Below are 16697 nucleotides of genomic sequence, written 5' to 3' on the forward strand. Positions count from 1 at the left end.
GCCGGTACAGCGATCCGTTGCTGTCGGCGTTCCCGGGCGTCGCCCTCGCGATCGGGCGCGCTCCCGTTCGAGACTTGGGCCAAGGGCACAATGCCGACGGATGACCGCTGACATTGCCCGCGCCCCCACGCCTGTGGCTGAACGCACAGGTCGCGTGGTGTTCGCGGGGCTGGTTGCATTGCCGTTCGTGTGCCCCCTGGTCGCGGGCCCTTCGGTCAATGCCTGGCAGTCGTTCGTCACGGGTGCCTGTCTTGCAGTATTGCTCGTTTTGGCGCCGACCGCTCCCTTGCAAAAGAAGGTGTGGGTCTGGTTGGCCGCCAGTGCGTTCTTTGTCGCGTTGTCAGCCGTGGGTCGAGGCAATGCGTTCCTCTTGCCGACGCTGGGCGTGTTGGTGGGAATAGGCGCTGCAGCCGCCATTGGCGCGGGAGCAGCACACGGGCAAGAGTCGGATGCCCGTTCAATGGCGGTGGGCCTGCTCGTCGCAGGCTTGCTGACCGCGGTCCTTGGCCTGCTCCAGTACTACGGCTGGGCGGAGTTTCTTGGCCACCTGACCACCTCTCCCTCCGAAGGACGGGCTTGGGGGAATCTGCGCCAGCGCAACCAGTTCGCGACGCTGATCAACCTGGCCTTGGTCGCGGCGTTATGGCTGTATGCGTCGCGGCGATCTCGACGCGCCGACTGGGCGTTGGGTGTCGTCGCCGTTCTGCTGGTCGCAGCCGTGGCGGCGTCAGTGTCCCGCACGGGCTTGCTGCAATTGCTGTTGATCGCCAGCATCGCCGCCGTCATGGCATGGCGGGAGCGCCGCGGATCGCAAGGAGGCGCGCAGAGCGAGCGTTTCGGTCTTCCTGCACCGTGGGTCCTGTTCGGCGCGATTCCCTTGTATTTCGCATTTCATTGGCTGTTGCCGTACCTGGCCAGTGCCGGCGCGGCAGTTTCCGGCACCGGCATGCTCCACCGCCTGCAACCCACCGTCATCACCACCGACAGCCGCGTCGTCCTCTGGCAGAACGTCCTCACCCTCATCGCCCAACGCCCCCTCGCCGGCTGGGGCTGGGGCGAACTGAGCTTCGCGCACTTCGCCACGCTGTACAACGGCCCGCGTTTCCCCGTGATCCTCGACAACGCCCACAACCTGCCGCTGCACCTCGCGGTCGAGCTGGGCATTCCGGCGGCGCTGCTCATCTGCGGCGGCTTTTTGTGGATGGTGGGTGCGGCAAAGCCGTGGCGCGAGCGCGATCCCTTGCGGCTGATGGCGTGGGGCCTGCTCGGCGTCATCCTCGTGCACAGCCTGCTCGAGTACCCGCTCTGGTACGGCCCGTTCCAGCTGGTGTTCGGCCTGTGCCTCGGCATCCTGTGGCCGGCATCGCCCAAGCGCCCGGAAGCGAGCGGCAAAAAACTGGCCGCATTCGCAGCCGCCGCGGCCTGGGTCGTCGTCATCGGCTACGCCGCCTGGGACTACACCCGCGTCAGCCAGATCTACCTGCCGCGCGACGCCCGCCTGCCGGCCTACCGCGACGACACGCTAGCCAAGCTCCAGGGCTCTTGGCTGTTCTCACGCCAGGTGGATTTCGCCGAGGTGACGCTGACAGCCGTCACGCCGGCGAATGCCGCGCACATGCACGAACTGGCCGGGCGCGTGCTGCACTTTTCGCCCGAGCCGCGCGTCATCGTGAAGTTGATCGAAAGCGCCGAGTTGCTGGGCCGCGATGCCGAGGCCCACGCCTGGGCCGAGCGCTTCCGGGTGGCGTTCCCGGCCGCGTTCGCCCGCTGGCTGGACAACCGCCCGGACGACGCGCCCGAGCTGTAGCCGCCGCGCCCCGGGGCTCAGCCCGCCGCGACGTAGCTCCCCGACTTCCCGCCGTGCTTTTCCAGCACATGCACGTCGGTGATCCGCATCCCCCGGTCGACGGCCTTGCACATGTCGTAGATGGTGAGCAGCGCGACCTGCACGGCGGTCAGGGCTTCCATTTCCACGCCGGTCGGGCCGACGGTCTCGACGGTCGCGGTGCAGGCCACCTGCGGCGCCTGGCCGCCCTCGGCGAGCGCGAAGGCCACGGCCACGCGGGTCAGCGCCAGCGGGTGGCACAGCGGGATCAGGTCGCTGGTCTTCTTGGCCGCCTGGATGCCGGCGATGCGCGCGATGCCCAGCACGTCGCCCTTCTTGGCGGTGCCCGATTCGATCAGCGCCAGCGTCGCAGGCTGCATCTCGATGCGGCCGGTGGCCACGGCCACGCGGTGGGTGGCGGGCTTGGCCGCCACGTCGACCATGTGGGCCTGGCCCTGGGCGTCAAAATGGGTGAGGGTGCTCATCGGTGAACGTTCGTTTTGAAGATGCATCATACGAGCCCGAGCCACAGACGAGGAATGCCGCGCTTGACTCCCTCTCCCCACAAGAAAACCCGCCCGACGCCGATTCGGCATGCGGTGTGCGCTACTTTTTTGATAGCTTCCCAGGTGCTGCTGCCGGCCCCTGCGCTGGCGCAGGTGCAGCAGATCCTGCCGGGCCTCGGTGACGGCGGCGAGATGACGGCGAGTGCCGAGCGCCGGCTGGGCGACCAGATCGTGCGCGAGCTGTACCGCGACACGGACTACATCGACGACCCGGTGATCGCCGCCTATGTGCAGGACATCTGGCAGCGCCTGCTGGCCGCCGCGCGCTCGCGCGGCGAGCTCACGCCCGAGCTCGACGAGCGCTTCGCCTGGACCATCCTGCTGGGGCGCGACCGCAACATCAACGCCTTCGCGCTGCCGGGCGGCTACCTCGGGCTGAACCTGGGGCTGCTGGCCGCGGTCGGCAGCCGCGACGAGTTGGCGACGGTGCTCGGGCACGAGCTGTCGCACGTCACGCAGCGCCACATCTCGCGCATCATGAACAAGCAGGGCAAGCAGATGCCCCTGATGATCGCCGGCCTGATCCTGGGGATGATCGCGGCCAGCAAGAGCCGCAATTCCGACGCCGGCCAGGCGGTGATCATGGGCAGCCAGGCGCTGTTCATGCAGAACCAGCTGAGCTTCTCGCGCGACATGGAGCGCGAGGCCGACCGCATCGGCTTCGGCGTGATGACGCAGGCGGGCTTTGCGCCGCAGGGCGCCGCGGCGATGTTCGAGAAGCTGCAGTACGCCTCGCGCCTGAACGACAACGGCTCGTACCCCTACCTGCGCAGCCACCCGCTGACCACCGAGCGCATCTCGGACATGCAAGGGCGGTTCCAGTTCCGCGCCGACGCCGCGCCGCCGGTGGTGCCGCTGGTCATGGACCACGCGATGGTCGCCTCGCGCGCCCGCGTGCTGACGCGCCCGGGTGTCGACGTGCTGCGGCTGTGGGTCAATGCCGCGTCGAGCGGCGAGTTCGCGGGCAGTTCACCGGCCCAGCAGGCGGGCACGCTCTACGCGGCGGCGATGGCGGCCAAGGAGCTGCGCGATTTCAAGGCGGCGCGCGCATTGGCCGAGCGGCTCGTGGCCCGCACGGCCGACGATGCGGCCGCAAGCAAGCAGGCGCGCTGGCTGCAGGCCGAGATCGAACTCGCGGCCGGTGGCGCCTCTCGCGCGGCGGCACTGCTCGACGCCAAGTCGAAGGAGCGGCCTGAGATGATCCTCGCGGCCGAAGCGGCGATCGCCCAGCGCCAGCCTGCGCCGATGGTGCCCGTGCTGCGCGACTGGGTGGCCGTTCATCCGCGGGACGCCACGGCCTGGCGCACGCTGGCCAATCTGTACGGCGCGCAGAACGACACGCTGCGCGCGATCCGCGCTGATGCCGAGGCCAACGTGGCGATCCTCGACTACCCGGCGGCGCGCGACCGCTTCAAGGCGGCACAGGAGCTGGTCCGCAAGTCGGGTGCGCCCATCGACCACTACGAGGCATCGATCATCGACACGCGCGCACGCGCCGTCGACGTGCTGGTCAAGCAGCAGGCCGAGGAGCCGCCGCTGAAGTAGTGAAGCGTCGAGGGGCGGCGCTCAGCGCCGGGAGGACAGCAGCCCGCCCAGTGCGCTCTCGATGAGCAGCCCGAGCAGCGAATAGATCAGCGAGCCCAGCAGCGCGGCGAGGAAGCCGTTCACATGGAAACCGCCGAGCAGGCCCGAGGCGGCCCAGAACAGCAGGGCGTTGATCACGAACAGGAACAGCCCGAGCGTGACGATGGTGACCGGCAGCGTCAGGATCACCAGCACGGGCCGCACGACCATGTTGAGCAGGCCGATCACGGCCGCCGCGAGCAGCGCCGAACCGAAACTCTGGACCTGGACGCCGCTGTAGAGGTAGGCGACCGCGAGCAGCGCCACGGCGCTGAGCAGCCATTTGAGGAGGATGCGCATGCGCCGCAGGATACCCCACGGGCCCGTACAAAAGAACAAGCCCCGCTGCGTTGCCGCAGCGGGGCTTGTGTCGGTTCGGGAGGGCGTGCGGCCCTGATCAGGCTTACTCGGCCAGCTCGTTGGCCAGCACCAGCAGCGCGCCCATGCCCATCACGGCGCCGGGAAAGGCCCAGCCCGATTGCTTGGGCGGGGTCTGGTCGGGCGTGACCGGTTCCAGGTCGACGCCGATCTTCGGGCGGCGCGCATCGACCACGTGGGTGGCCGCGTGCTCGCGCTTGAGTTGCTGCGTCAGGTCGGTCAGCGGGCCCTTGGCCAGCACCGCCGTCACCTGGCCGCCGTTGCGTTCGAGCAGCGGCAGCATCTGCGCCTGCACCTTGCTGAACCACTTGGCACGCCAGTTCTCGCGCGCGCTGTGGCTCACCCACTTGCTGATCCGGTGTGTCATGCGCGGCGCGCAGGCCACGAGCACCCAATGGCGCGCCACGACGTTGTCGGCATCCGGCGCCAGTTCGGCGAACTGCTCGCTGGCATAGACGGCGTCGTCGACGTAAAGAATGATCTTTTCCATGAGTGCTCTCCTTTGATAGTTAGAGTGACAGAGACCGGATTGATGCAAGAAGTTTCAGTGCGGGGCGCTTATCGTTCAACGAACGCTCAGTGGGCCGGGGTGGCGGGGGCCGGCTTGCGCGAGGCCACCCACTTGCCGATCGCCAGCACCAGCAGCGCACCGATGATGCCGGCGGCGTACTTGATGGTGTCGGTCTGCGGCACCTTCGGTACCCAGGTCCAGTTGGCGGGGTTCGCCAGGGCCGGGTCGGACACGGCCATCGTGCCGGCGATCCAGCCCAGCAGCATGCCGCCCAGCGTGATGATCATCGGGAAGCGGTCCATCAGCTTGATGACCAGCTGGCTGCCCCAGACGATGATCGGGATGCTCACGAGCAGGCCGAAGATCACCAGCGGCATCTGGTGGCCGTCGCCCGCGCCTTGTGCGGCACCGGCGATGGCGATCACGTTGTCCACGCTCATGACCAGGTCGGCCACGATCACGGTCTTCACGGCGCCCCAGAGGCGGTCGCTGCCGGCGATGTTGCCGTGCGCGTCGTCATGGTCGGGGGCCAGCAGTTTCACGCCGATCCACAGCAGCAGGATCGCGCCCACCAGCTTCAGGAACGGAATCGCGAGCAGCGTGAGCGCGAAGAAGATCAGGATCACGCGCAGCACGATGGCGCCGGCGGTACCCCACAGGATGCCCTGGGTGCGTTGCGCGGGCGGCAGCTTGCGACAGGCCAGCGCGATGACGACGGCGTTGTCGCCGCCCAAAAGAATGTCGATCATGATGATCTGACCGACCGCGACCCAGAATTCCGGGGCCATGAACTGTTCCATAGATTCCTCTTTGTCTTGGCGCCACGCCCGCAGCTCCCTGATGGGGACCACGACGGGCAGCGGCATGCCGATGCGTTTCGATTCACCCTGCGCGGGTGCGGTCGAAAGCGGGGGAGCGAAGGCCGGGTGACACCGGGGACTTGCGAACGCTTCGACCAAACCTGCGCAGGTTCAAATCGAAGGTCTCGCTCGACAACAGCAAGCGCGCCGACCTGCGTCCGCGCGTGTGTCGCCCGACAGGCCGGAAGTGTTGTGCTTCGTATTGACGACCTGACGATTCACGCTGCCCGGGGACAGCGATCGGGAGCTACTCCCCTTCGTGGGCGGGATTAGATCATTGAAGACCGCGCCGAGGCAACCAAAAGTTTTCTTTACATTTAAGGGCAAATGTCCGGAGGGGCGCATGCAGCGGGCATTGGATGCTCCATTTTTGGGAGCGCATATGGCCCTAGGAAGGGGCGGGACATTGCGGGACTATGATCGCCGCTCGCTGTTTTTTCACTCTCCATGGCCGCCATCCACATCACCGACATCGAGGCCGCCATCAACCACTGGCGCGAGAAGTCTCCCTCGCCCGACGGCATCACGCTGGCGCCCGAGTTGCGCGCGCTGGCCGAGGTCTACGCGCTCATGGTCTTCCACCACGAAGACGAGGTCGACGAGGTCGGCTTTCCCGCCAAGGCCTGGGCTGCCTGGCTCGACTGGTACCACAGCACGCCCGACACGCCCTGCATCGCGATCTGCTCGACCAGCCAGGGCGACGACGAATGCAAGGGCTGCGGCCGCAGTTTCGACGAGGTGCAGTACTGGCCGGCGATGACGCCGGTCGAGAAGCGCGTCACCTGGCGCCGCATCACCATGGAAGACTCGGCCTGGCGCTTCAACCGTTACGCCGAGCGCGCACGCGAAGCCGAGCCCACCGTCGCCGAGCCCGAGCCCGAGTTCGACCCCGACGACGACAAAAACTGGGCGCCCTGACCATGCGCCGCCTCGCGCAAGCCCCCAACCTCGCGATCGCGACCGTGTGGGCGCACGCCTTGTGCGAGGAGGGCGTGGCCGCGACGGTGCAGCGCGAATTCCTCGGCGCGGTCATGGGCCAGCTGCCGCCCGACCAGTGCCTGCCCGAGATCTGGATCGACGACGAATCGCAGTACGAGCTCGCGAAGCGCCTGCTGCACGAACTGCAGAACCGCCCGCAGCGCAGCTGGCTGTGCGTGTGCGGCGAGCAGGTCGAAGGCGGCTTCGAGCAGTGCTGGCAGTGCGGCGAGATGATGCCGGCGGCCTAGCCGCCCGGGCTCGTTACTTCCAGCGCAGCAGCTCGACGTCGATGCTGTTCACGCCGTCGCCCAGCGTCAGCGTGCTTTCCTGGATCGTCGCCTGCAGCTGCATGCTGCGCTGCGCCAGCCTGGCGAGCGCCTGCGAGGCCTCGGTCGGCACGCGGTAGACCTTCAGGTTTTGCGGCCGCGTGAGCTTGCTCTCGATGCCGCGCCACCAGATCTCGGCCGCGTGGTTGAAGCAGTAGACGATCACCTCGTCCGCCTTGCCGCAGGCCTTGATGATGGGCTTGTCTTCCGGCTGGCCGACCTCGATCCAGATCTTGGTCTGGCCCGTGAAGTCGCGCAGCCACACGTCGGGCTCCTCGACGTTCGACAGGCCCGCGCCGAAGGCCAGCGTGCCGTCGCCGTTGCAGATGTCCTGCAGCTGGTGCGCGTTGAGCGCGAGCGCGACCAGCCGGATCATCATCCGCTCGTCGGTCTCGCTGGGGTGGCGCGCCAGGGTCAGCGCATGGTCGGCGTAGTAGCCGTGGTCGATGTCGGCCACCGCGAGGGTGGCCTTGAAGATGGTGGATTTGAGAGCCATGGGTGCGCGAGTGTATGCGCGCGCCCCTTCGGCCTCAGAACGCCAGCGACGCCTGCAGGTACACCGTGCGCGGCTGGCCCACGTACTTGCCGCCGTTGTTGTCGACCGAGCGGTTGTAGTAGCGGCGGTCGAACAGGTTCTTCACGCCCACGGCCAGCTTCAGGTGGCTCAGCGAGGGGCCGAAGTCGTAGGCGGCGCGCAGGTTCACCGTGCCGTAGCCCGGGATGTCGCCCAGCCGCCCGCTCGGGTCTTCCACAGTGATGTACCTGGCGCCGTCGTCCGGCGAGCCCGGCGAACGCTGCTTGGATTGCGCGTAGAGGTCGGCATTGAGCGTCCACGGCCCGCGTTCGTAGCGTGCGCCGAGCGTTGCGACATGGCGCGAGTAGAAGGGCAGGTCGCGCCCCGCGAACACGCCGGCCTTCGAGGTGGCCTGCGTGTAGGTGTAGGTGCCCGACACCGACAGCCCCTTGAGCGCGTCGCTCAGGCTGCCCAGGTCGTAGCGCAGCGCCGACTCCAGCCCGCGGTGGCGCGTGGCGCCCAGGTCGGTCCACTGGCCGACGTCGCCGGTGATGGAGCGCGCCAGCTGCAGCTCCTTGTCGAAGTTGATGTTGAACAGCGTCAGCTCGCCGCTCCACGATTCGCCCTTGTACTTGGTGCCGATCTCGTAGGTCTTGGCCTTCTCGGGGTGCAGGCTGGTGGTCGACTGCGCGAGCTGGGCGTACTGCTGCGGCCCGAACGACACGCCGGCATTGGCGAACAGCGTCCAGCGCTCGCTCATGCGGTAGAGCACCGACAGCGTGGGCAGCACCTCGTTGGAATCGATCTTCGGGTAGATCGCGTTGGTGATGCGGTTGTTGGCCACGGTGAACACGTCGTTGTGCGAGCGGAAGGATTCGTAGCGCACGCCGGGCGTGACCGTCCAGTTGCCGAAGTCGATGCGGTCGTCGATGTAGAACGCGTGCGCGGTCGTGCCGCCCTTGCTGGTCTGGTACGCGGGCTGCGCGAGCGCGTAGGCGTCGAAGCCCGGCGCCGGCCGGTAGTAGCTGCTGCGCGTGGCCGTTTCGGAGGCCTCTTCCTTCAGGTAGCGCGCGCCGATGCTGATCTCCTGCACCACGCTGCCCGAGTCGACCAGGCGCGAGTAGCGGGGCTCGAAGGCGTAGGTCTTGTAGTTGCGCGGCGCGGTGGTCAGGCGGCGCCGGTTGGCGTTGGCGCCCGTGCCTTCCTGTTCGAGGTAGCTGCTGCGGTACGAGTCCGTGTAGTAGGTCAGCATCTCGAACTTGTTCACGCCGTCGTTGTGCGTGTACTTGAGCGAGCCGTCGGTGCGGCGGCCCGTGAACTCGTCGTAGGGGCGGTCCGACTGGAACGGGTTGGCCGCGAACTGCGCCGTCGTCAGGCCGCCGGGCATGCGCCCCTTGCCTTCGAAGTGGTGCAGCGAGATCGCGATGTCGTCGGTCTTCGAGATTCGGTAGGCGCCCTTGAGCATCAGGTCGTCGATGCGGGTCTTGTCGTTGCTCTGGCGAAAGCCGTCCCCATGCGTACCCGAATAAAGCAGTGCCAGCCCCAGGCCGTTCTCGTTGGTGCCGCCGATGAACAGGCTGGGCGTGCTCTTGGTGCCGCCGCCGTGGCTGGCGCTCTCGACGCCCACGCCGACTTCGCCCGCGAACTGCTTGGGGATCGAGCGCGTCACGAAGTTGATGATGCCGCCCACGTTCTGGGGGCCGTAGCGCACCGAGCCCGCGCCGCGCACCACGTCGACCGCCTCGAGGCTGCCCAGCGACACCGGCGCCAGCGACAGCTGCGGCTGGCCGTAGGGCGCGTAGGCCAGCGGCACGCCGTCCAGCAACACGGTCGAGCGCGGCGACAGCCGCGAGGTCAGGCCGCGCACGCCCACGTTGAGCGAGATGTCGCTGCCGCCGGTGCCGTTGCTCTCCTGCACCTGCACGCCAGGCACCTGGCGCAGCACGTCGCGCACGCTGGCCGAGCCGCTTTCCTGGATCTGCTGGCGCTCGACGATGCTGCGCGCGCCGGCGTGCTCGAGCACCTTGGTCTCGGTGGGCGTGCCGAGCCAGTCGCCGGTGACGGTGATGGCCTCGAGCGACTTCGACGGCTCGGGGTCGGCCGCGAAGCTGTGCAGGCTCAGGGGCAGCAGGGCCAGGGCGATGGCGGTTTTTTTGTGCGGGAACAAGGGAGTCCTCCTCGATGTATTTGTGATGGATGAAGGGATGGGGTGTGCGTCGTTCAGGGCGCCGTGCCGCGCGACAGCGCCTGGCTGCGCGCGGCCGCAGCCACGGCACGCCGGCGCCACCAGAGCCACACGCCGCTCAGGCCGAGGCCGGCCAGCGCCAGGCCCAGCAGCGCGGTGACCGCCTGGTGCACCACGCCGCCGAGCACGCCGGTGTGCAGCGGGTAGATCACGACGACCGCGCCGTTGCCGGTGTCCATGTCCTGCCAGCGGCGCACGCCGAGCAGCTCGCCCGTGACCGGATGCACCCACACCGAGCCGATGCCGTTCGGGTGCGGGTCGTCGGCGAGCCGGAAGCGCACGCGCAGCGGCCGGTCCGCGCGGCCGGGCACCTGCACGTAGCCGATGGGCTGGCCGGGGAACACGGCCTGCGCGCGGGCGACGAGATCGTCGAGCGGCAGGCGAGGGCCGGTGGCGGTGCCCTTGGGCACCCCGGGCGCCTTGGCAGGTGTTTGCCCGAGCGCGGTCGAGATGAAGCCGCCCAGCGGTCGCCAGGCCATGTAGGCGCCGGTGAAGACCGACACGGCGATCAGCAGTCCGAGCACGGCGCCGCCCGTGCGGTGCAGGTCGAACAGCCCGCGCAGCAGGCCGCGGTCCAGCACGATGCGCAGCGAGGGCGGCCAGCGCGCCGGCCACCACAGCACCACGCCGGTGACCAGCAGGAACAGGTACGCCAGCGCGGCGATGGCGAGGATGCCCTTGCCCGTGTCTTCCAGCAGCAGGCTGCTGTGCAGCTCGAACAGCAGGTTGTAGGCGCCTTCGTGCGTGCCGCGGCGGCCCTGTTCGGCGCCGGTGGCGGGGTCGAGGTAGAGCGTGCCGTCCCACGGGCCGCGCACCAGCACCCAGAGCGTGTCGCCGGGCTGGCGTGGCGGGCGCAGCGTGAAGTTGGTGTCGGGGCCGAACTCGGCGAGCAGGCGCTGGCGCAGCGGCTCCAGCGGTGTCGAGTCCGTGTTGCTGCCGCTTCGCGCCGTGAAGAACTCAGGATGGCCGGCGCGGTCGAGCGGCAGCGCCACCACCAGCACGGCGCCCAGGAGCGCCGTGAGGGCGAGCAGCGGCCCGAGCGTGAGGCCGATCCATCGGTGGAGCGTGAGCCAGAGGCGTCTCAGTGGGGCGCGCCGCATGAACAACGGGGACGTCGAGGCGTCCCGTCAGGGTTGTCGGCTGGCGTGCCCTGTACAGGGCACGTTGGCTGGAGGGTATCGGTGGGCGAACGAGGCGCACCGGCCGTGGGCGGCACGGGCCGGCGGATCGTCGCGGGGGAAGCCTAAATTCTACGGGCCAGTTCGGCCGCCTTGCCGGTGTAGCTGGCGGGCGTCATGGCCAGGAGGCGGGTCTTCTCTTCCTCGGGAATGGCCAGCGAGCGGATCAGCCCGTGCAGCGCCTCGGCCGTCACGGTCTTGCCGCGCGTGACTTCCTTGAGCTGCTCGTAGGCGCCCTGCACGCCGAAGCGGCGCATCACGGTCTGGATCGGCTCGGCCAGCACTTCCCACGAGGCCTCGAGGTCGTCGGCCAGCGCTTCCTGGTTGATCTCGAGCTTGCCCAGGCCGGTGGCCAGGCTCGCGTAGGCCAGCGTGGCATAGCCGAAGGCCACGCCGATGTTGCGCAGCACCGTGCTGTCGGTCAGGTCGCGCTGCCAGCGGCTGATGGGCAGCTTCTCGCTCAGGTGGCGCAGCACCGCGTTGGCCAGGCCCAGGTTGCCCTCGGCGTTCTCGAAGTCGATCGGGTTGACCTTGTGCGGCATGGTCGACGAGCCGATCTCGCCCTTCTTCAGGCGCTGCTTGAAGTAGCCCAGGCTCACGTAGCCCCAGATGTCGCGCGAGAAGTCGACCAGGATCGTGTTGACGCGCGCCACGGCGTCGAACAGTTCGGCCATGTAGTCGTGCGGCTCGATCTGGATGCTGTAGGGCTGGAAGCTCAGGCCCAGGCCCAGCGGCGCGGGCGTCTCCACGACCTTGCGGCTGAAGGCTTCCCAGTCGAACTCGGGCCAGGCGGCCAGGTGGGCGTTGTAGTTGCCCACGGCGCCGTTCATCTTGCCCAGCAGTTGCACGGCGGCGATCTGCGCGCGGGCCTTGGTCAGGCGCACCGCCACGTTGGCGATTTCCTTGCCGACGGTGGTGGGGCTGGCGGTCTGGCCGTGCGTGCGCGAGAGCATCGACACGTCGGCGAACTGGTGCGCCATTTCGCGCAGCTTGGCGATCAGGCCGTCGATGGCCGGCAGCACCACGGTGTCGCGCGCGGCCTGGATCTGCAGGGCGTGGCTGGTGTTGTTGATGTCTTCGCTGGTGCAGGCGAAATGCACGAACTCGGCGGCGGCCAGCAGCTCCGGCCGGGCTTCGAACTTCGACTTGATCCAGTATTCGACGGCCTTCACGTCGTGGTTGGTGGTCTTCTCGATGTCCTTGATGGCCAGGGCGTCGGCCTCGGAGAAGTGCGACACCAGCCCCATCAGGTACTTGCGGGCGCCGCCCGTGAGGGGCTTGAACTCGGCAAAGCCGCAGTCGGACAGCGCGATGAACCAGGCCACCTCCACCTGCACGCGACGGTGCATATAGCCCTGTTCGCTCATCAGCGGGCGCAAGGCCGCGAGTTTGGCCGCATAGCGGCCGTCAAGGGGGGAGAGGGCGGAGACGGTGGAAAAGCTCATGCCCGAATTTTAGGCGGCCGCCGGGTGGCCGCGCCGCGGGGGAATTCGGACGCTGTCTTTTTCCCTTCACCTAAAATGCCTGCGAACAAACGTTAACAAGCGATGGGGAGAGAGCCTTCATGAAACTGATCGGATCCGCCGCCAGCCCGTATGTGCGCAAGGTGCGCGTGGTGCTGGCCGAAAAGCGGCTCGACTACCAGTTCGTGATCGAAGACGTCTGGTCCGCAGACACCACGATCGCCCATTCGAATCCGCTGGGCAAGGTGCCGTGCCTGATCATGGAAGGCGGCGAGGCGATGTTCGACTCGCGCGTCATCGTCGAATACATCGACACCCTGTCGCCCGTGGGCAAGCTCATTCCGCAGCAAAGCCGCGAGCGCGCCGAGGTCAAGACCTGGGAAGCGCTGGCCGACGGCGTCATGGACGCCGGCGTGCTCTGGCGCCTCGAAGCCACCTGGACCGGCCGCGCCGACGCCGAGCGCAGCGCCGCCTGGATCGAGCGCCAGCGCGCCAAGGTCCAGGCCGGCGTGGCCGCCATGGCCAAGGGCCTGGGCGACAAGCCCTTCTGCAGCGGCATCCACCTGAGCCTGTCCGACATCGCGGTCGGCTGCGCGCTGGGCTGGCTGGGGCTGCGTTTTCCCGAGATCGACTGGCGCGGCGACCACGCCAACCTGGCCAAGTTGTACGACAAGCTCATGCTGCGGCCGAGCTTCATCGACACCCAGCCCTGAAACGACAAAGCGCCCCGCGGGGCGCTTTTTTCTTGGGGCCGTTCGGGCCACCGCGTACAGGAAGGCCGAGGGGGGCGCTGCGTCATCGCGGGCCCCGCTGTCGGCGGGAAGACAAAAATGCTGCGAGGCGCCCCGACACGAAGGAGGGAGGGAGGGAGGAGGAGAAGAATCGCCTCGGGATTTCAACCGGACGGCAGGCGCCCGGAAGACCTCGCAACATGAAAACCTGTGGGCCTTGGCCGCCCACGCTCAAGTATGAGCGCGGTGCCGCCGCACGGTTCCCGTTCGAGTGGTAAACGTTTGTGACTCAAAGTTCACATTGCAGGGTCGGTCAGTCGCCGCTGGGGCCGAGCTGTTTCTCGATCACCTGGATGAAGCCGTTCTCGTCGGGCGCCGTCATGCTCGACCACGCCTGAACCACCTTGCCGTCGCGCCCGATCAGGTACTTGTAGAAGTTCCACTTCGGCGTCGTGCCCGAGGCCTGCGCGAGTTGCTTGAACAGCGGGTTGGCGTCGGTGCCGCGCACCGAAGACTTGGCGAACATCGGGAATTTCACGCCGAAGGTGCTTTCGCAGAAGTCGGCGATTTCCTTGTTGGAGCCCGATTCCTGGGAGAAATCGTTCGACGGGAAGCCCAGCACCACCAGGCCGCGGGCGCGGTACTTCATGTCCAGCGCCTCCAGCCCCTTGTACTGCGGCGTGAAGCCGCAAAAACTGGCCGTGTTGACCACCAGGACCACTTTTCCGGAGTACTGGCACAGGTTCTGGGGCTTTTCATCCTGCAGCCGCGGGAAGCTGTGCTGCAGGATCGCCGGGCATCCGGCGGCGCCGCCCACCGCGGGCGCGGCAGGGGCGGCGGGGGCCGTCTGGGCACCCGCCGACAGGGCGGCGGACAGGCCCGCCACGAGGGAAAAGGCCGTGGCGCAACGTCGCAGCATCGACAATCGGGCGGGGGTTCGCATGACGGGCTCCTGGATCGAAAAGGGGGGTGTGCATCTATGGCGCGGGCGCGCGCGTAAGCACATCATCGCGCGTCTGTCACGGGCGCGCCAAACGGCCCGACTAAAATCGGCGGCCATTGAAAGACTTTGATGCTCTACCCGGAACTCTTCAGACAACTCGAATCCGTCCGCTGGGACATGGACAAGGACATCCCCTGGCAGTCGTTCGACGCTTCCTTGCTGACTGAAGAGCAGGCGCAGACCATCAAGATGAATGCCATCACCGAGTGGTCGGCGCTGCCGGCCACCGAGATGTTCCTGCGCGACAACCGGCACGATAGCGACTTTTCGGCGTTCATGTCGATCTGGTTCTTCGAAGAGCAGAAGCACTCGCTGGTGCTCATGGAGTACCTGAAGCGCTTCAGCCCGCAGCACGCGCCCACCGAACAGGAGCTGCACGAGGTGCGCTTCGACTTCGACCCGGCGCCCCCGCTCGAAACCCTCATGCTGCACTTCTGCGGCGAGATCCGCCTGAACCACTGGTACCGCCGCGCCGCCCAGTGGCACACCGAGCCGGTCATCAAGCACATCTACACCACGCTGAGCCAGGACGAAGCCCGCCACGGCGGCGCCTACCTGCGCTACATGAAGCGCGCCATGGAAAAGTTCGGCGACGAAGCCCGTGCCGCCTTCACCAAGGTCGGCGTGCTGATGGCCAGCGCGCGCCGCACCGCCCAGGCGCTGCACCCGACCAACCTGCACGTGAACAAGGCGCTGTTCCCGAACGACACCATCCAGAGCCGCATGCCCGATCCCGACTGGCTCGAGCACTGGCTGGACAAGCAGATCAAGTTCGACGCCGGCTGGGAAACCAAGGTCGGCGAGCGCATCCTGCACAACCTGAGCCTGCTGATGAACCGCAGCTTCAAGACCGTGCAGGAGCTGAACCGTTATCGCAAGGAAGTCTCGGCCACGCTGGGCCCCAAGCCCGAATACCAGGGCGCCTGAGTCGTCCCAGGACATCGATGAAATCGCCCCGCATGCCGGGGCGATTTTTTTTGGGCGCTCGCTGTCACAACGCGGCGGCGTCAAACGTCTAATCGGGCATGGACGACCCGACCCTCACCTTCGACAGCCACCGCCGCCGCCTCCAGGGCATCGCCTACCGCATGCTCGGCTCCGTGGCCGAGGCCGAAGAGGTGGTGCAGGACGCCTGGCTGCGCTGGCACGAGGCCGACAAGGCCAGTTTCGACAGCGCCGAAGCCTGGCTCGTGACCGTCGTCACGCGCCTGTCGATCGACCGGCTGCGCAGCGCCAAGGTCCAGCGCGAGCACTACATCGGCCCGTGGATGCCCGAGCCCACCCTCACCGGGTCGCCCGACACGCCCGAGGAAACGCTAGCGCGCGTCGACAACATCTCCGTCGCCTTTCTGGCCGTGCTCGAGCGGCTGGCGCCCGAGGCGCGCGCCGCCTTCCTCATGCGTGAGGTGTTCGACGCCGACTACGACGAGATCGCCCAGACCCTGGGCAAGAGCGAGGCCGCCTGCCGCCAGCTGGTGCACCGCGCCAAGACCCAGGTGCAGGAGGCCCGCCCGCGCTTCCAGGTCTCGCGCGAGACCCACCAGCGCCTGCTGCGCGCCTTTGCCGACGCCGCCGCGCGCGGCAGCATGCAGGACCTGAAGGTGCTGATGGCGGAAGACGTCGAACTCATCGGCGACGGCGGCGGCAAGGTGCAGACCTTCAGCAAGATCCTGCGCGGCAGCCAGCGGCTGGCGCAGCTGTACTTCTCGCTCTGGCGCCGCATGGGCGCGGGCGTGCGCATGGAGCTGGTCGAGCTCAACGGCGAGCCCGGGATGCTGCGCTTTCTGGACGGCGAACTCGAATCGGCCCAGACCTTCGAGATCGAGGGCGAGCGCATCGTGCGCATCCGCGCCCAGCGCAACCCCGACAAGCTGGCGCGCATCGCCCAGCTGTTCGCGGCCAAACGGGGCGCCTGAAGAAAAAATTCGGGCAGCCTGTCACAGGGCCGGTGGCTGGCGCGTCTTCAGGGTGTAGCAAGCAGATTTCGCTTTTCTTCCTTCAACCACCCTGGAGTACATCTCATGAGCCAAGCCCCCGCCCTCCGTCTCGCCTGGACCAAGTTCGCCCCCAAGTCCTTCCAGGCCATGATCGCCGTCAACGGCAGCTTCGAGTCGAGCACGCTCGGCAAGGTGCTGATCGACCTCGTCTTTGCCCGCGTCTCGCAGATCAACGGCTGCGCCTACTGCCTGGACATGCACGTGCGCGACCTGCGCGTGCAGGGCGAAGACTGGCAGCGCATCAACAGCCTGGCCACCTGGCGCGAGGTGAGCCTGTTCAACGAACGCGAGCGCGCCGCGCTGGACTGGGCCGAGACGCTCACGCGCCTGGCCGACCACCACGCCGATCGCGATGCCGAGTTCGAAGCGCTGAAGGCCGTGTTCAGCGACCAGGAAATCGTCGAGCTCTCGCTCGCCGTGGCGCAGATCAATGCGTGGAACCGCCTCGGCGTGGGCCTGCGTTCGCAGGTCGTGGCCAAGGCGATGCCCTGAGCCGGGC

Annotated in this window: 17 protein-coding genes; 8 read left to right on the plus strand and 9 right to left on the minus strand. The window is 67.8% G+C overall.

Going from position 1 to position 16697, the window contains the following annotated elements:
* Window positions 1-100 precede the first annotated feature (100 nt).
* Window positions 101-1807: a PglL family O-oligosaccharyltransferase gene (locus AC57B8_RS22120; protein WP_496480778.1), complete on the plus strand. Its 1707-nt coding sequence runs from the start codon at window positions 101-103 to the stop codon at window positions 1805-1807.
* 17 nt (window positions 1808-1824) lie between these two features.
* Here the strand turns inward: AC57B8_RS22120 and moaC are convergent, their stop codons facing one another.
* Window positions 1825-2310, minus strand: a complete 486-nt coding sequence (gene moaC, locus AC57B8_RS22125; protein ID WP_159274148.1) for a cyclic pyranopterin monophosphate synthase MoaC — start codon at window positions 2308-2310, stop codon at window positions 1825-1827.
* 54 nt (window positions 2311-2364) lie between these two features.
* On the opposite strand from moaC, the gene AC57B8_RS22130 reads away from it, so the two are divergent.
* Window positions 2365-3936: a M48 family metalloprotease gene (locus AC57B8_RS22130; protein ID WP_496480779.1), complete on the plus strand. Its 1572-nt coding sequence runs from the start codon at window positions 2365-2367 to the stop codon at window positions 3934-3936.
* A 21-nt stretch (window positions 3937-3957) separates the two neighbouring features.
* Here AC57B8_RS22130 and AC57B8_RS22135 read toward each other — a convergent pair whose 3' ends face one another.
* From AC57B8_RS22135 to AC57B8_RS22145, 3 genes are all read right to left on the minus strand, one after another.
* The gene (locus AC57B8_RS22135; protein WP_095747298.1) at window positions 3958-4314 is read right to left on the minus strand and encodes a phage holin family protein; all 357 of its coding nucleotides are present in this window, start codon (window positions 4312-4314) and stop codon (window positions 3958-3960) included.
* Window positions 4315-4417: 103 nt separating this feature from the next.
* Window positions 4418-4882 (minus strand): hypothetical protein, encoded by a 465-nt coding sequence (locus AC57B8_RS22140; RefSeq protein WP_062475284.1) that lies wholly within the window; start codon window positions 4880-4882, stop codon window positions 4418-4420.
* Between the two features lie 86 nt (window positions 4883-4968).
* Window positions 4969-5703 carry a TerC family protein gene (locus AC57B8_RS22145; RefSeq protein ID WP_062475282.1) on the minus strand — a complete coding sequence of 245 codons (735 nt, stop codon included), beginning with the start codon at window positions 5701-5703 and terminating at the stop codon, window positions 4969-4971.
* Between the two features lie 507 nt (window positions 5704-6210).
* Between AC57B8_RS22145 and AC57B8_RS22150 the strand changes: the two genes are divergently transcribed.
* Both AC57B8_RS22150 and AC57B8_RS22155 read left to right on the plus strand, forming a co-directional pair.
* Window positions 6211-6681, plus strand: a complete 471-nt coding sequence (locus AC57B8_RS22150; RefSeq protein ID WP_496480780.1) for a DUF3717 domain-containing protein — start codon at window positions 6211-6213, stop codon at window positions 6679-6681.
* 2 nt (window positions 6682-6683) lie between these two features.
* Entirely contained in the window at window positions 6684-6989 is a 306-nt protein-coding gene (locus tag AC57B8_RS22155; protein ID WP_095747296.1) for a putative signal transducing protein, read from the plus strand.
* 13 nt (window positions 6990-7002) lie between these two features.
* Here the strand turns inward: AC57B8_RS22155 and AC57B8_RS22160 are convergent, their stop codons facing one another.
* The 4 genes from AC57B8_RS22160 to purB form a co-directional block, all read right to left on the minus strand.
* On the minus strand, window positions 7003-7563 hold the full coding sequence (locus AC57B8_RS22160) for a YaeQ family protein (protein WP_095950452.1): 561 nt from the start codon (window positions 7561-7563) through the stop codon (window positions 7003-7005).
* A 34-nt stretch (window positions 7564-7597) separates the two neighbouring features.
* Window positions 7598-9748 (minus strand): TonB-dependent receptor family protein, encoded by a 2151-nt coding sequence (locus AC57B8_RS22165; protein WP_496480781.1) that lies wholly within the window; start codon window positions 9746-9748, stop codon window positions 7598-7600.
* A 53-nt stretch (window positions 9749-9801) separates the two neighbouring features.
* Complete coding sequence (locus AC57B8_RS22170; protein ID WP_496480782.1) at window positions 9802-10926, minus strand: PepSY-associated TM helix domain-containing protein; 1125 nt, start codon at window positions 10924-10926, stop codon at window positions 9802-9804.
* Between the two features lie 143 nt (window positions 10927-11069).
* On the minus strand, window positions 11070-12449 hold the full coding sequence (purB, locus tag AC57B8_RS22175) for an adenylosuccinate lyase (protein WP_095950454.1): 1380 nt from the start codon (window positions 12447-12449) through the stop codon (window positions 11070-11072).
* Window positions 12450-12568: 119 nt separating this feature from the next.
* On the opposite strand from purB, the gene AC57B8_RS22180 reads away from it, so the two are divergent.
* Window positions 12569-13180 (plus strand): glutathione S-transferase N-terminal domain-containing protein, encoded by a 612-nt coding sequence (locus AC57B8_RS22180; protein ID WP_062475264.1) that lies wholly within the window; start codon window positions 12569-12571, stop codon window positions 13178-13180.
* A 331-nt stretch (window positions 13181-13511) separates the two neighbouring features.
* Here AC57B8_RS22180 and AC57B8_RS22185 read toward each other — a convergent pair whose 3' ends face one another.
* Complete coding sequence (locus AC57B8_RS22185; protein WP_070063272.1) at window positions 13512-14141, minus strand: glutathione peroxidase; 630 nt, start codon at window positions 14139-14141, stop codon at window positions 13512-13514.
* A 129-nt stretch (window positions 14142-14270) separates the two neighbouring features.
* On the opposite strand from AC57B8_RS22185, the gene AC57B8_RS22190 reads away from it, so the two are divergent.
* The 3 genes from AC57B8_RS22190 (at window position 14271) to AC57B8_RS22200 (ending at window position 16690) form a co-directional block, all read left to right on the plus strand.
* On the plus strand, window positions 14271-15128 hold the full coding sequence (locus AC57B8_RS22190) for a ferritin family protein (protein WP_062475258.1): 858 nt from the start codon (window positions 14271-14273) through the stop codon (window positions 15126-15128).
* Window positions 15129-15226: 98 nt separating this feature from the next.
* Window positions 15227-16117 carry an RNA polymerase sigma-70 factor gene (locus AC57B8_RS22195; RefSeq protein ID WP_496480783.1) on the plus strand — a complete coding sequence of 297 codons (891 nt, stop codon included), beginning with the start codon at window positions 15227-15229 and terminating at the stop codon, window positions 16115-16117.
* A gap of 105 nt (window positions 16118-16222) precedes the next feature.
* Window positions 16223-16690 carry a carboxymuconolactone decarboxylase family protein gene (locus tag AC57B8_RS22200; protein ID WP_062475252.1) on the plus strand — a complete coding sequence of 156 codons (468 nt, stop codon included), beginning with the start codon at window positions 16223-16225 and terminating at the stop codon, window positions 16688-16690.
* The last annotated feature ends 7 nt before the right edge of the window (window positions 16691-16697 follow it).

It is taken from the genome of Variovorax sp. BGA-UO-ETr-C22 (assembly GCF_059567965.1).

What these genes read in the sequence shown, in the direction of transcription:
- AC57B8_RS22185 (WP_070063272.1), bottom strand. Translation starts at nt 14,141, where the DNA reads ATGCGAACCCCCGCCCGATTGTCGATGCTGCGACGTTGCGCCACGGCC.
- moaC (WP_159274148.1), bottom strand. Translation starts at nt 2,310, where the DNA reads ATGAGCACCCTCACCCATTTTGACGCCCAGGGCCAGGCCCACATGGTC.
- AC57B8_RS22155 (WP_095747296.1), top strand. Translation starts at nt 6,684, where the DNA reads ATGCGCCGCCTCGCGCAAGCCCCCAACCTCGCGATCGCGACCGTGTGG.
- AC57B8_RS22140 (WP_062475284.1), bottom strand. Translation starts at nt 4,882, where the DNA reads ATGGAAAAGATCATTCTTTACGTCGACGACGCCGTCTATGCCAGCGAG.
- AC57B8_RS22160 (WP_095950452.1), bottom strand. Translation starts at nt 7,563, where the DNA reads ATGGCTCTCAAATCCACCATCTTCAAGGCCACCCTCGCGGTGGCCGAC.
- AC57B8_RS22200 (WP_062475252.1), top strand. Translation starts at nt 16,223, where the DNA reads ATGAGCCAAGCCCCCGCCCTCCGTCTCGCCTGGACCAAGTTCGCCCCC.
- AC57B8_RS22150 (WP_496480780.1), top strand. Translation starts at nt 6,211, where the DNA reads ATGGCCGCCATCCACATCACCGACATCGAGGCCGCCATCAACCACTGG.
- AC57B8_RS22195 (WP_496480783.1), top strand. Translation starts at nt 15,227, where the DNA reads ATGGACGACCCGACCCTCACCTTCGACAGCCACCGCCGCCGCCTCCAG.
- AC57B8_RS22170 (WP_496480782.1), bottom strand. Translation starts at nt 10,926, where the DNA reads ATGCGGCGCGCCCCACTGAGACGCCTCTGGCTCACGCTCCACCGATGG.
- AC57B8_RS22120 (WP_496480778.1), top strand. Translation starts at nt 101, where the DNA reads ATGACCGCTGACATTGCCCGCGCCCCCACGCCTGTGGCTGAACGCACA.
- AC57B8_RS22180 (WP_062475264.1), top strand. Translation starts at nt 12,569, where the DNA reads ATGAAACTGATCGGATCCGCCGCCAGCCCGTATGTGCGCAAGGTGCGC.
- AC57B8_RS22130 (WP_496480779.1), top strand. Translation starts at nt 2,365, where the DNA reads ATGCCGCGCTTGACTCCCTCTCCCCACAAGAAAACCCGCCCGACGCCG.
- purB (WP_095950454.1), bottom strand. Translation starts at nt 12,449, where the DNA reads ATGAGCTTTTCCACCGTCTCCGCCCTCTCCCCCCTTGACGGCCGCTAT.
- AC57B8_RS22190 (WP_062475258.1), top strand. Translation starts at nt 14,271, where the DNA reads ATGCTCTACCCGGAACTCTTCAGACAACTCGAATCCGTCCGCTGGGAC.
- AC57B8_RS22145 (WP_062475282.1), bottom strand. Translation starts at nt 5,703, where the DNA reads ATGGAACAGTTCATGGCCCCGGAATTCTGGGTCGCGGTCGGTCAGATC.
- AC57B8_RS22135 (WP_095747298.1), bottom strand. Translation starts at nt 4,314, where the DNA reads ATGCGCATCCTCCTCAAATGGCTGCTCAGCGCCGTGGCGCTGCTCGCG.